The organism is Flavobacterium zepuense, from assembly GCF_007097145.1.
In the GTDB taxonomy this organism is placed as follows: Bacteria; Bacteroidota; Bacteroidia; order Flavobacteriales; family Flavobacteriaceae; genus Flavobacterium; species Flavobacterium zepuense.
Genome location: NZ_VJVZ01000002.1, coordinates 89642 through 102219, shown reverse-complemented (window position 1 = coordinate 102219; position 12578 = coordinate 89642). Strand labels below are relative to the sequence as shown.

The window sequence follows — 12578 nt, the reverse complement described above, 5'->3', positions numbered from 1 at the left end:
TAAATGAGACTGCCGCGGTCGTGCCTCCCTCGCAGTGACATACGGGAGTAGTATATCATTAAAGGTTAAGCTACTTATTGATAAGGTTAGTAGAAAAAAAACATAAAAAATCCCGCGAAAGCGGGATTTTAATTATCTAACAGATTGGTTCTGTATAAGATCTAAGTAAAGGTTTATCTTGTCTTTAAGCTCCTTACGCGGAGTGATAAAATCAAGGAAACCGTGCTCTAATAAAAATTCTGAGGTTTGAAAGCCTTCCGGCAAATCTTTACCGGTGGTGTCTTTAACAACACGCGGGCCTGCAAACCCAATCAGCGCTCCCGGCTCAGAGATGTTAACATCGCCAAGCATTGCATACGATGCCGTTGTACCACCCGTTGTAGGGTCGGTACTAAGCGAAATGTATGGTATTTTAGCTTCAGACAATTGTGCCAGTTTAGCCGATGTTTTAGCTAACTGCATAAGCGAGTAAGCTGCTTCCATCATACGTGCACCCCCTGATTTTGAAATCATAAGGAAAGGTATCCTGTTTTTGATAGAGTAATCTATAGCGCGGGCAATTTTTTCGCCTACCACAGCACCCATAGATCCACCGATAAAAGCAAAATCCATACACGCAATAACAAGCTCCCTGCCTTTAGATTTGCCTACGGCAGTGCGCACGGCATCTTTAAGCTTGGTTTTTTCCATCGCTTCTTTAAGCCTGTCATCATACTTTTTAGTATCAACAAACTTAAGGGTATCTTTAGAGGTAATGTTAGGGTTAAGTTCTGTAAACTCGTTATCATCAAAAAGTATTTTGAAATACTCCTTGCTGCCTATCCTAACATGGTAACCATCTTCGGGGCTTACATAAAAATTCCTGGCAAGCTCTTCTGCATCAACAATTTTACCTGTGGGAGATTTATACCAAAGGCCTTTTGGTACATCTTTTTTATCTTCGGTTGGTGTTTGTATCCCTTTCTCTGTTCTTTTAAACCAAGCCATATTTATTCTGTTTATGGTTATGGGTTGCGGGTTGCGGGTTAACGAGCATAAAACACGTAACGCGCAACCCGTAACTCAAAACTAAAGTGTGTTAACGTTATTCAGGTCGGCAAATGCCTGTTCAAGTCTTGTGTTAAAAGTAACTTCGCCTTCACGAACCCATTTACGAGGGTCGTAATGTTTTTTGTTTGGCGATTCAGCACCGTCCGGGCTACCTATCTGAGTTTTTAAGTAATCAATGTTTTTAACCATGTAATCACGGATACCTTCGGTAAATGCAAATTGCAGGTCGGTATCAATGTTCATTTTAACCACACCGTAAGAGATAGCTTCCCTTATTTCTTCGTGAGTTGAACCAGATCCTCCGTGGAAAACAAAATCAACAGGGTTAGGGCCTGTACCAAATTTTTGCTGAACGTACTCCTGAGAGTTTTTAAGGATCTTTGGAGTAAGTTTTACGTTACCCGGTTTGTATACACCGTGTACGTTACCAAAAGCAGCAGCAATAGTAAATTTGTCTGATACTGCGCTTAGTGCCTCATAAAATTCGGCAACTTCTTCCGGCTGCGTGTATAATTTAGAGCTGTCTACATCGCTGTTATCAACACCATCTTCTTCACCACCTGTAATACCAAGCTCAATTTCAAGGGTCATGCCCAGTTTGCTCATTCTTTTAAGGTACTCCACACAAATTTCGATGTTTTCGTGAAGTGGCTCCTCAGAAAGGTCCAGCATGTGTGAGCTGAATAGTGATTTTCCTGTTTCGGCAAAATGTTTTTCGCTGGCATCAAGAAGGCCATCTACCCATGGTAAAAGCTTTTTAGCGCAATGGTCTGTATGTAATATAACAGTAGCTCCATAAGCTTCTGCAAGGGTGTGTATGTGTTTAGCACCGGCTATAGCACCAAGTATAGCAGCACGCTGGCCATCATTATTCAGGCTTTTACCTGCATTAAAAATAGAACCACCGTTAGAGAACTGGATGATAACAGGAGCTTTTAATTTTGCAGCAGTTTCTAATACACCGTTAATAGTGTTAGAGCCTGTTACATTTACCGCAGGAAGTGCAAAGCCTTTTTCTTTGGCATATTTAAATATTTCCTGTACCTGGTCTCCGGTTGCTACACCGGGCTTAATATTATGAGCCATTAGTTAATGTTTTAAAAATTAATTCACAAAAATAGTATTTTTAAGTTTAGAACGGATAATTAATACCAACATTTAAAACGCTGTGGGCAAAATTATACTCGTCAAACCAGCGTTTGCCCTCGGGCCTGCCGGGGTTGTAGGTTTTAAAGCCTACATCAAAACGGACTACGAAAAAGTTAAAATCGTACCTAAAGCCAAGGCCGGTACCAAAAGCCAGGTCCCTGAATGAGCTTAGGCCGTTAAAGGTGAAATTAGGGTCGTCTACCTCATCAAAAACATTCCAGATATTACCTACATCGCCAAAAATGGCTCCATTAAGTTTTCCGAATATATTAAAACGAAGTTCGGCACTATATGCCATTTTTAAGTTAGCCTCATTAAAGTCGTTTTGCCCGCCACTGCGGCCAGGGCCAAGGCTATAGGATTGCCATGCCCTGTTATCGTTGCTTCCGCCTGCAAAATAACTGCGGGTAAACGGTATAGAGCTGGAGTTGCCATAAGGCACTGCAAGGCCAAAAAAGGCACGCATGGCAAGCACTTTGCCACGCCTTAAGTCAAAATGTTTTATAAAATCAAGTTCTCCCTTAACGTATTGAGAATATTGTACGTTAAACAGCGTGCGGTTGCCCACAGCTATATCTTTATTTTCATCCATAAGGCCACTTAGTAGGGAGAGTACCCCGCCGGCACTTTCTACCTTAGTTTTAAAGATAAAAAATGTATTATCGGTAAGGTCCTTTCGGGTACTGGTAGTGTAGGTAAAGTTAGTGGCGCTAATAAGGTTATTTTCGGTAAGCCTTTGGCGGCGCTCCTCAATACGTGCTATGCTTTTTTTGTCGTCTTCGGTTACACCTGCTACCTGGTTAGCCGCTACGGCGCTTATAAATGCATTGGTACCGTCTTCAATGATTAGCTCACCGGGTTGATCAGGATTAAAATAATTGGATGGGAAATTATACTGTGTAGCAAACTCATTTAGTGCATCATACGATGATGTATATACATTAAAGTAGTTACCCGCATTTACATTGCGTATGTACTGAATGTTAAAGAGGTCAAATTTAGCGGTATGGTTTCTTTTTGGTGTCCAGTTATAGCTTAATATCCCCGTGAAATTTTCTTTATCAAGACCTATGTTCTTTTGGCGGCCTATACCCACGCTTAGTAGGGTGTTGGGTATCATGCTCTTCGGGATGATCTTCTCGGTTTTAAACGGAAAAAATATCCTTGGGAAAGTTAGCTTTGCATCGGCACCGTACTCCAGGATATTAAAGAATGTATTGTCTTTTATGGCAACATCGCGCGATGAACCTATGTTACCCCTTGTAGAAATTTCCAGCACCTCAGCACCCCTGAATATATTCCGTATAGATACCCCAAGGCTACCCTGTATACCAAAATCCTGAATGTTAGAGTGCAAAAAGTCGGCGGTTACATTAAAACGGAACTTTTTACGCGGGTTAAGGTAAATGTTGGTAATGAGCGATTGCCCGCTAACATCGGTACTGTCCTCTACATATTGTATTGTAGGGTAGTTAAATACTTTAAGATTGGTAAGGGAGCGGGAGGTAAGTATGCGTCTAAAATCGGCATAGGTGCTCCCCGGTGCTATAAAAACAGCGTCGGTAAGGGCTTTTGGCCTGTAATTTAATTTTCCGGTACTGTACAGGTTAAAGCCGTTGTAACTTACACTGTCTATTGCCTGGTCGTCGCTGGTAGGGTTTTTTGTATAGATGTTTACCTTACTGATCTTGTATAGCCTGAACGGACGCACAAAGGTAGAGTCGCCACGCCTAACCGACTCATCATCTATAACAAGGTCTACATTAGCGGTATAATTATTATTTACGGTATCTACCACATAACTCACGTTGTTTTGCTGAAAGGTGTAGGCACCCCTGTTCCTAAAATACGTGGTAATCCTGTCGCGTTCTCCTGCAAAATCGGCCTCGTTATATTGTTTTCCCTTTTTTATTAGGGCTTCTGCTTTAGAAGTGTTGTAAAGGCTGTCTAAAACGGGCGTAGAAATTGCTGTTGCAATACTGTCTATAATATAAGGCTTCCCTGTATCTACCTTGTAATTTACAACCGCTCGTTTATCGGGCAGGGTATCTATGCTGTAGCTTGTTTTTGCCCTAAAATAGCCTTGCTTATAATAATAGGCATACAACCTGTTAGACGATTTTTTTATACGGGCAACATCTACAAGTACGGGTGGCTCGCCGGTTTTTTTAAGGAAATTGCTAAAACCTGATACTATGAAAGAGTTGCCAAGGCGCTGCACCTGCTTTTCTGAAAGTAACGACCGCATAAAATCGTGTCTGCCGGGTTTACGGTCAAGCCATGCAAGGTAAGAAGAATCGGCATTGGGTGTTGCAAGGTTATATAGATGCAGCCTTAAATGGTAGCCGCCAATATTTGTATTGGGCAGCTGATACATTTGGGCATCGTGCTCATCGTCGTTTTTGTCTTCACCGTTTACGGTAATATTGTTCTTTTCTAACAGGTGTTTACCTTCCGGTACCCTTTTTACAAGGGAGCAGGAATAGAAAACCAGGCCCAGTAGTAAAATTAGTGCTATTTTTGTTGTTATATTTCTCAAAACGGTGTTGCCGGATAGTAATTCAAAAATACATTTTTTATGGTTAGTAAAAACCAAATTAAAACAATAACGGGCTTACAGCAAAAAAAATACAGGAAGCAGCATAAATTGTTCTTTGCCGAAGGGATAAAGGTAGTACAGGAATTGCTCAATTCCAATTTTGAATTACACCATTTATATGCCACCGAAGCGCTGTTTAATGGGTTGGATAATAATAAAGTAACACTGATTACCGATGATGAGCTTAAAAAAATCAGCGCGCTTACCACACCACAATCCTGCCTGGCCGTTTTTGAAATGCCTGCTGAAAAACCACTTGTAAAAACCGGACTTACCGTTGCTCTTGATGAAGTTAGAGATCCCGGTAACCTGGGCACAATTATTAGGTTGTGCGATTGGTTTGGGATTAAGCAGCTGGTTTGCTCACAGCAATGTGCCGATGTATACAACCCTAAGGTTGTGCAAGCCACCATGGGATCGTTAACCCGTGTTAATGTGCTATATACTGATTTGGCTGAGTATCTGGCTGTAGCCGATACTCCTGTGTTTGGTACTTTTATGGATGGGGACAATGTTTACACCCAAACATTGCCGCAGGATGGCATTATTGTTTTAGGTAATGAAGCCAATGGTATCAGTACAGAAATAGAAAGGCTTTCTGCCCACCGCATCGCCATTCCCCGTTTTGGCGACTTGCAGCAAACCGAAAGCCTTAATGTAGCTACCGCAGCAGCTATTATTTTAAGCGAGTTTCGCCGAAATTTTAATGGAAAGTAAAGTTCACAAAAACGGCGCGCGTTTTCATACTCTCTATATTGCCCGTGTAAGGACTATCTGATGTGTTGTCTCTAATAAGTTCATCGCCTGTGCCAAATACCCCGCGTATTGAGGGCGAGAATTTAAAATATTCAAAGTAAAGGTCTACACCAAAACCAAGCTCATAGTTGTTTGTCCAGGTTTTCATCCTGAAACGCTCGCCGGTAATGTTATCGTCTTTAGCTTCCTGGTTGCTATCCATATTCCATGAGCGTGATACTCCGCCTAATAAATAGGGGCGGACGTTGCCCGTTCTTTTTGCCGAGAATTTTAATAAAAGCGGAAAATGTATATAGGTTGATTTTACTTCGCGCAGCATATCGGCAGGCCTAACCAGCTCCGGATGGGTGTAAGTAAGGTCGCGCTGGGTGTAGTACAAGCCCGGCTCAAACCTTAGATCAAGGTTTTCAAAAAGCCTAAGATTGCCCACAAGCCCCACGTTAAATCCGGTGGTGCTTTTCGCAATAACATCTACCCCGGGATTAGTTTTATAGGCAAATTTAAAATCGTAGCTGTTAAAACCAAGGTAATATCCCCAGTGTACACGCTGTTTGTCAAAATTTTCCATGTTTATAATAGGATCCTTTCCAAAAACGTTTGTGCCAAACTGCGCATGGCCGCAAAGTCCTGATAATAAGAGTATAAATAAAAGCAATTTCTTCATCTTATTGTTTTGAAGCTGTGTAAATGGTAGCCACTCCCATAGTTTGTGGCATATTCTTAACCTCTATAAACCCAATTTTACGTAAAATATTGTTTAACGTTTCGCCATGCGGAAAAACTGAGGCCGACTCACTAAGATAGGCATAAGCCTCGCGGTCTTTGCTAAATACCCTGCCAATAAGGGGCAGAAGGTATTTGGAGTATATTTTGTAGCCCTGCTTAAACGGAAATTTAACAGGTACACTGGTTTCTAAAATAACAAAAATGCCTCCGGGCTTTAGTACACGCAGTATTTCGGCAAGGCCTTTTTCCAGCGTTTCAAAGTTACGAATGCCAAAGGCAACGGTAATGGCATCAAAGTATGCATCGGCAAATGGCAGCTTTTCGCTGTCGCCATACACAAGCTGAACCCTGCCATCAAGATCCTTGTCAATTACTTTTTTACGGCCAACCTCCATCATGCCTTCGCTAATATCGGCGCCAATAATCTCCCGGGCACTGGTTTGCGCCATAAGTATGGCAAGGTCTCCGGTGCCGGTAGCAATATCTAATATTGTATTGGGATTTTTTGCAGCAACAAGATTAAGTACTTTTTTACGCCATTTAACATCTATACCAAATGATATTACACGGTTTAAGCCATCATAATTACCACTGATAGTATCAAACATCTGGGCTACCTGCTCTTTTTTGCCTAAGCCGGAATCTTTATAGGGGGTTACATTTTGCGACATTACACTAATTTACGCAACAAAGATAAAATAAGTTTTTGTTAATAGCGCGTTATAATTCATTGGGTTCTTTTAGAGGGTCTACTTAAGGTTCAAAGCAAGATGCTTTAATGTAGATTAAAGTGTTAAGGATCCCCGTATTATTAATTTTAGCTACTAAACACTTACCGCAGCGGCTTTGCCCCTACGGGTTACTCGTAAAGGTTTTAGTATGGTGTTTTTTAACGACCGTATTGCTTTTTGCGGCGTTGTGGGGTTTAAAAATAATACACTGAGCATTCGGTATCCAAATGAGGTAGTTATTCGCCCCGTGTTTAGCCACTCGATATAATTAAATGTGTCCTGAAAATTGCCAAAAATATAGGATGATCCTGCTTCCCAGTTATTAATATATACACCATTATGAATTTCGCCATCCCATATTTTTTTAACCCTGTCAGAGTAAAAGGCAATGCTATTGGGGATTTTCATGTCATTCCAACGCTGTATGTGCTCCGGGGTGTAAAACTCAAGTTCAAAATCTATTTTGTAAAAAATATTATCCCAGTTAATTTTTTTGTATCGTATCTGGAATAACCGTACGGCTGGGTCAAATTCTTTATAATGTAAAAAGTGTACCGTGCCCAGGCTGGTTTTGCCTACAGGATATATGCGCCTTGGGTTTAAAGGGTAACAGCGGTCGGCGCTTAGTTGCCAAAAAGTGGTAGCCTCCTGTGTATTTAGCTTTTCTATAAAATTAAGGTAGCCGTGTTTGCCCATACCCAAACCTACAGTTGGTGTTTTGTAGCTTATTTTTAGTTGTGTATAAAGGTTTCCTCCCCAGCAATTATCAGAAATAATGGTGAAGTCCTTGTTCTTTATTTTTTTTAAAGAATATTTAGTACCCAGCTGTTCCCTTAGCAATACAAGCTTTCGTATCATTATAAAGCGTTAATTGATAAAATTTACTGTGTTAAAAATAAGAGTTTTTTTAACATACATTTATAAATTATCAAAATTTATTGCTTTTTCAAGTAAAATATAGGGGCTAATAGAGGTTTTTCCTGATGAAACAAAGGCTTGGTTCTGGAGTATTTATTTTCTTAAATACGTCTCAAATGCAAACTCTAAGCTGTGCTTTTCGTCTTTGCCGTGAAAAATACGCTCTTTAAGTATCCACTCGTCCGGGTTTATTAAAGGGAAATAGGCATCTGCTTCCGGCGATATACCCAGTACACGCGTAAGCTCTATTTTATCAGCTTTAGCAATGGACTGCTTGTAAATTTCGCCACCGCCTATAATAAAAACTTCTTCATTTTGCGGGCAGGCGGCAAGGGCTTGGTCAAGGCTGTTTACGATAATGCAGCCTTCGTGAGTGTAGTTTGGCTGGCGTGTAATTACAATATTGGTACGGTTGGGCAGTGGGCCGTTCATGCTCTCTAACGTTTTGCGCCCCATAATAATATGGTGGCCTGTGGTAAGGAGCTTAAAGCGTTTAAAATCGTCGGGCAGGCGCCATATCATTTGGTTGTCTTTGCCCAGGGCATTGTTTTCGGCAGCGGCAGCAATAAGGGTAATTATCATTGTTTGGGTAGTATGTTTTCGTTTTGCAGTTTCTTTTCAAGCTGTTCTATGCGGCGTTCCTGGCGGGCAATAAGCATTTCTATCTGCTCGCGCTCCCAGGTTTTGTTTATAAAGCTTTCGGTTACAAATACTTTTATAAAGTGCAGTATAAAGATAAATGCCCATGCGGTTATGGCCCAAAGGTACCAGTCGTCCTGAGGGTCCACGTCGAGTATTTTATTTATGATGTAAAAAAACACACTGCTTACAAAGAACAATATAAAATGAAAGTACACGCGTTTTTTTTGCTTAACCCGTTTACGAGCATATTCATATAATTCCTGTTGATTTTTTTCCATACTGTTATAATTGCGGAATTAAAGTTATGAAAAAATAACGAAGCGTTAAAAATTTTTAGGTTACATTAATAGTAATGGGCAGGTTAAACGAAACCTTTATAGGGATGTCTTTAACTTTTGTTGGGGTAAGATTAGGGAGTTTGTTAATAACCCTGCGTGCCTCGCTTTGAAATCCAGACTCTCCGCCTTCTATACTTTCTACCTTAATTACACCTTTAGTATCTATAGAAAAAGTAACCATCATTTTAAGTTGGCCAGGGCCTTGTACCTGTGGTACACGGTAATGTTTTAGAATAAATTCGTATACTTTTTTTTGAGTGCAGTTAAAATCGGTGGTGTAGTTACCTGTTCTTTCGCAACCAGGATATAAAGAAGCTTCGTCTGCCATTATGTATTCTGACTTAATGTTTAAAGCTTTTAAGTCCTCCTTCTCTGCTATATAATATTTTTTTGTATCACTATCAAGAATGAAGGTAAGGTTAATAAAATCTACACTTCGCCTTTCTTCATAGCTTTTATCTTTTGGAATGAATGCAGGTAAATTATTTAAATAGTTTTGAATACGGGTATCTAAGAAAGGGCTTGGTGATTTTATTTTAGTGTAGTCTTTTATTACGAGTCCATTTTCATCTGTCACTATAACTGCCGATACACTAAAATAAGCTTTAGATTCCTCTGGCAAAGTATTTATCACGATTGTGTTTATAAGTGAAATTACTCCTGCTTCTAATTTTTTGTCAGTGCATGTAAAAGGTTTTTCTTCGGTTGCGCAATCCGGAAGAACGGCGCTGCTGAGTCCTTTTTGAGCAAAAAGACTGCCCTGTACCAAAAGGCAAATCAATAAAATAGTTAATCTCATAATTGTTGTTATACTGCTACTGCGCCTTTAATGTGTGGATGCGGATCGTAATTTTGAAGCGTAAAATCTTCAAATTTAAAATCGAAGATGTTTTTAACCTCAGGGTTTAAAACCATTTTAGGAAGCGGACGTGGCTCACGGCTTAACTGAAGTTCCAGCTGCTCCATGTGGTTGTTGTAAATATGCGCATCGCCAAATGTGTGTATGAAGTCTCCCGGCTGGTAACCGCAAACATGGGCGATCATCATGGTTAGCAGTGCATATGATGCAATATTAAAAGGTACGCCTAAAAAAATGTCTGCACTTCTTTGGTATAATTGGCAGGATAACTTTGCTGCTCCCCCTTCGGGGGTTGGGGGGCTTACATAAAACTGAAAGAACGCGTGGCAGGGAGGGAGCGCTACGTTACCTTCGGCTACATTATCTGAAAAAGATTTAGATGTATCGGGCAATACACGCGGGTTCCAGGCGCTAACCAGCATGCGGCGGCTGTTGGGGTTGGTTTTTAATGTTTCTATAAGCTCGGTTATCTGGTCGATTTCGCGGCTGTCCCAGTTGCGCCACTGCGCGCCGTAAACCGGACCCAGGTTACCGTTCTCGTCGGCCCATTCATCCCAAATCTTAACGCCGTTATCGTTAAGGTATTTAATATTGGTATCGCCGTTTAAAAACCAAAGCAGCTCGTATATAATAGATTTTAAATGCAGCTTTTTAGTTGTAACCAGCGGGAAACCCTCGCTAAGGTCAAAACGCATCTGGTAGCCAAAAACGCTTTTAGTACCCGTGCCGGTACGATCGCCTTTTTCGTTACCATTCTCTAAAACATGTTTTACGAGGTCTAAATACTGCTTCATTTTTATTGTGGATTTGACAATTTGTGGATTTGGTGATTTGTTAATTTGGTTATTCGATTTCAGAATTCCCAATCAACAATTCTCCGATACAAAGGTAAATAAATTAAAATCCTTTTTTGTTATAACAAACCAACGGGTTATTCACAAAGAAATCAACCACGTGATGCGGATGCGGTTATATGTGGATTTGGTAATTTGAATATTGTGGATAGGTTTATTTGTTAATTTGGTTTTTGATTCAACTACAGATGCTTTCAAATAACCAAATTAACAAATAGTCGAATTAACTTTGTTCTATGATCAAATGACCAAATCCACAAATTGCCAAATTAACTTTCTCTTTTAGATATTTCGTCGCGGATTTTTGCGGCTTTTTCGTAATCTTCGTTTTGTACGGCGCCTTCCAGCAGCTCGTGCAGTTCGGTAAGGCTGTATTGTGTGTACCCTTCGCCCGAAACAGTAGTTTCGGTGTCAAAAGTTTGCGCAGGGGTAAGCACATCGTCGTGGTTAATGCCTTCTTCACCCTGTTCCGGATTTATCTTAAGGTAAATACCGGCTTTATCCAGTATGTTCTTATAGGTAAAAATAGGTGCGTTAAAACGCAGGGCCAGTGCAATGGCATCGCTGGTGCGGGCATCTATAATTTCTTCAATGCGGTCGCGCTCGCAAATAATGCTCGAAAAGAAAACCCCGTCTACCAGTTTATGAATGATAACTTGCTTAACAACAATATCAAACCTGTCGGCAAAATTTTTAAAAAGGTCATGGGTTAAAGGCCTTGGCGGCTTTATTTCTTTTTCTAACGCAATTGCAATAGACTGGGCTTCAAAAGCCCCAATAACAATGGGTAGTTTTCGTTCACCATCCACTTCATTAAGTATCAGGGCATAGGCTCCGTTTTGCGTTTGGCTGTACGAAATACCCTTAATATTTAGTTTTACTAAGCTCATGTTAAATCTTTCCTGTATACAAAAAAAAAGGCTATCGGGCAAAGATATAACTATCCTTAACCGATAGCCCTTAGATGGGCACAATTTAAAATAAAATTATGAGTTTTGGGCTTTAAATGCCTTTATTTTTTCAGTCAGTTTAGGAACAATATCAAACGCATCGCCCACTACGCCGTAGTCTGCCACTTTAAAGAAAGGAGCTTCCGGGTCGGCATTAATAACCACTTTTACTTTGCTGGAGTTAATACCGGCAATATGCTGTATGGCTCCGGAGATGCCCACGGCAATATATAAGTTAGCGGCTACTGGCTTACCTGTTTGGCCCACGTGCTCGCTGTGAGGCCTCCAGCCAAGATCTGATACCGGTTTAGAGCAGGCCGTTGCAGCGCCAAAAGCGGCAGCAAGGTCTTCTATAATACCCCAGTTTTCAGGGCCTTTAAGTCCGCGCCCGCCAGATACTACCACTTCGGCATCGGCAATAGTAACTTTACCCGTAACTTTTTCAGACGATTCTACCTTAACAGTAAAGTCGTTATCGTTTAAAGAAGGTGCAAAGTCTTCCTGGGTAAGGCTTGAAGCCGAGTCTACCAGTCCAAATGAGTTTTTACCAATGGCAAGCACTTTTACATCGCTGCTAATCTCGGTAACAACAAATGCCTTATTAGAGAACGCATGCCTTTTTACCTGGAAAGGTGAAAGGCTTTGTGGCAGCCCAACCACGTTGCTTGCATAACCGGCCTCAAGGCCTACAGCTACAAGTGGTGCAATGTAAAGACTATCGGTATTAGAGGAGAACAATACAATTTTAGCCGATTCTTTGCCTGCTGCCTGTTTAATAACATCGGCGTAAGCCTTGGCGTTAAACGACTTTAATTTATCGGTGTTAACGTTAAGTGCTTTATCAACGCCATAAGCGGCAAGGGCAGAAGCATCTGTAACGTTAATAGTTACCGCAGTAACGGTAGTGCCGTTTTGTTCGGCTATTTTTTTAGCGTAAGAAGCAAGCTCAAACGCTGTTTTTTTAAATTTACCTTCTGCTGATTCAGCGTATATTAGGATAGACATA

At 40.8% G+C, this 12578-nt stretch carries 13 protein-coding genes; 1 reads left to right on the top strand and 12 read right to left on the bottom strand.

All coding sequences use genetic code 11. The features are described 5' to 3' along the window. Positions 1-132: 132 nt before the first annotated feature. The 3 genes from accD to tamL all read right to left on the bottom strand — a co-directional run bounded on the left by accD (position 133) and on the right by tamL (position 4738). Positions 133-987 carry an acetyl-CoA carboxylase, carboxyltransferase subunit beta gene (accD, locus tag FMM05_RS03320; protein WP_143371927.1) on the bottom strand — a complete coding sequence of 285 codons (855 nt, stop codon included), beginning with the start codon at positions 985-987 and terminating at the stop codon, positions 133-135. Positions 988-1068: 81 nt separating this feature from the next. Beyond that, complete coding sequence (gene fbaA / locus FMM05_RS03315; protein ID WP_143371926.1) at positions 1069-2136, bottom strand: class II fructose-bisphosphate aldolase; 1068 nt, start codon at positions 2134-2136, stop codon at positions 1069-1071. 46 nt (positions 2137-2182) lie between these two features. Then, positions 2183-4738 (bottom strand): translocation and assembly module lipoprotein TamL, encoded by a 2556-nt coding sequence (gene tamL / locus FMM05_RS03310; RefSeq protein ID WP_143371925.1) that lies wholly within the window; start codon positions 4736-4738, stop codon positions 2183-2185. A gap of 39 nt (positions 4739-4777) precedes the next feature. Between tamL and FMM05_RS03305 the strand changes: the two genes are divergently transcribed. Continuing rightward, positions 4778-5515, top strand: a complete 738-nt coding sequence (locus FMM05_RS03305) for a TrmH family RNA methyltransferase (protein ID WP_143371924.1) — start codon at positions 4778-4780, stop codon at positions 5513-5515. On the opposite strand, the gene porT is transcribed toward FMM05_RS03305, so the two are convergent. The 9 genes from porT to FMM05_RS03260 form a co-directional block, all read right to left on the bottom strand. Then, on the bottom strand, positions 5502-6218 hold the full coding sequence (gene porT, locus FMM05_RS03300) for a type IX secretion/gliding motility protein PorT/SprT (protein WP_143371923.1): 717 nt from the start codon (positions 6216-6218) through the stop codon (positions 5502-5504). The two genes, FMM05_RS03305 and porT, sit on opposite strands and share 14 nt — an antisense overlap. Before the next feature lies 1 nt (position 6219). Further along, on the bottom strand, positions 6220-6951 hold the full coding sequence (ubiE, locus tag FMM05_RS03295; protein WP_143371922.1) for a bifunctional demethylmenaquinone methyltransferase/2-methoxy-6-polyprenyl-1,4-benzoquinol methylase UbiE: 732 nt from the start codon (positions 6949-6951) through the stop codon (positions 6220-6222). Between the two features lie 153 nt (positions 6952-7104). Next, entirely contained in the window at positions 7105-7869 is a 765-nt protein-coding gene (locus FMM05_RS03290) for a DUF1919 domain-containing protein (RefSeq protein WP_143371921.1), read from the bottom strand. A 153-nt stretch (positions 7870-8022) separates the two neighbouring features. Continuing rightward, a complete protein-coding gene (locus tag FMM05_RS03285; protein ID WP_143371920.1) occupies positions 8023-8511 on the bottom strand; it encodes a dihydrofolate reductase in 489 nt (162 codons plus the stop codon). Then, positions 8508-8849 (bottom strand): 2TM domain-containing protein, encoded by a 342-nt coding sequence (locus tag FMM05_RS03280; RefSeq protein WP_143371919.1) that lies wholly within the window; start codon positions 8847-8849, stop codon positions 8508-8510. The genes FMM05_RS03285 and FMM05_RS03280 overlap by 4 nt, the downstream gene beginning before the upstream one ends. A gap of 55 nt (positions 8850-8904) precedes the next feature. Then, positions 8905-9708: a hypothetical protein gene (locus FMM05_RS03275; RefSeq protein ID WP_143371918.1), complete on the bottom strand. Its 804-nt coding sequence runs from the start codon at positions 9706-9708 to the stop codon at positions 8905-8907. Positions 9709-9716: 8 nt separating this feature from the next. Beyond that, positions 9717-10562 carry a thymidylate synthase gene (locus FMM05_RS03270; protein ID WP_143371917.1) on the bottom strand — a complete coding sequence of 282 codons (846 nt, stop codon included), beginning with the start codon at positions 10560-10562 and terminating at the stop codon, positions 9717-9719. 329 nt (positions 10563-10891) lie between these two features. Further along, on the bottom strand, positions 10892-11512 hold the full coding sequence (locus tag FMM05_RS03265) for a bifunctional nuclease family protein (protein ID WP_143371916.1): 621 nt from the start codon (positions 11510-11512) through the stop codon (positions 10892-10894). 96 nt (positions 11513-11608) lie between these two features. Continuing rightward, complete coding sequence (locus FMM05_RS03260; RefSeq protein WP_143371915.1) at positions 11609-12577, bottom strand: electron transfer flavoprotein subunit alpha/FixB family protein; 969 nt, start codon at positions 12575-12577, stop codon at positions 11609-11611. Between the last annotated feature and the right edge of the window lies 1 nt (position 12578).

Bases quoted from the DNA above. Each gene is read 5' to 3' on its own strand.
- FMM05_RS03275 (WP_143371918.1), bottom strand. From the start codon at position 9,708: ATGAGATTAACTATTTTATTGATTTGCCTTTTGGTACAGGGCAGTCTT.
- FMM05_RS03280 (WP_143371919.1), bottom strand. From the start codon at position 8,849: ATGGAAAAAAATCAACAGGAATTATATGAATATGCTCGTAAACGGGTT.
- FMM05_RS03260 (WP_143371915.1), bottom strand. From the start codon at position 12,577: ATGTCTATCCTAATATACGCTGAATCAGCAGAAGGTAAATTTAAAAAA.
- FMM05_RS03305 (WP_143371924.1), top strand. From the start codon at position 4,778: ATGGTTAGTAAAAACCAAATTAAAACAATAACGGGCTTACAGCAAAAA.
- fbaA (WP_143371926.1), bottom strand. From the start codon at position 2,136: ATGGCTCATAATATTAAGCCCGGTGTAGCAACCGGAGACCAGGTACAG.
- porT (WP_143371923.1), bottom strand. From the start codon at position 6,218: ATGAAGAAATTGCTTTTATTTATACTCTTATTATCAGGACTTTGCGGC.
- ubiE (WP_143371922.1), bottom strand. From the start codon at position 6,951: ATGTCGCAAAATGTAACCCCCTATAAAGATTCCGGCTTAGGCAAAAAA.
- FMM05_RS03285 (WP_143371920.1), bottom strand. From the start codon at position 8,511: ATGATAATTACCCTTATTGCTGCCGCTGCCGAAAACAATGCCCTGGGC.
- FMM05_RS03265 (WP_143371916.1), bottom strand. From the start codon at position 11,512: ATGAGCTTAGTAAAACTAAATATTAAGGGTATTTCGTACAGCCAAACG.
- accD (WP_143371927.1), bottom strand. From the start codon at position 987: ATGGCTTGGTTTAAAAGAACAGAGAAAGGGATACAAACACCAACCGAA.
- FMM05_RS03270 (WP_143371917.1), bottom strand. From the start codon at position 10,562: ATGAAGCAGTATTTAGACCTCGTAAAACATGTTTTAGAGAATGGTAAC.
- FMM05_RS03290 (WP_143371921.1), bottom strand. From the start codon at position 7,869: ATGATACGAAAGCTTGTATTGCTAAGGGAACAGCTGGGTACTAAATAT.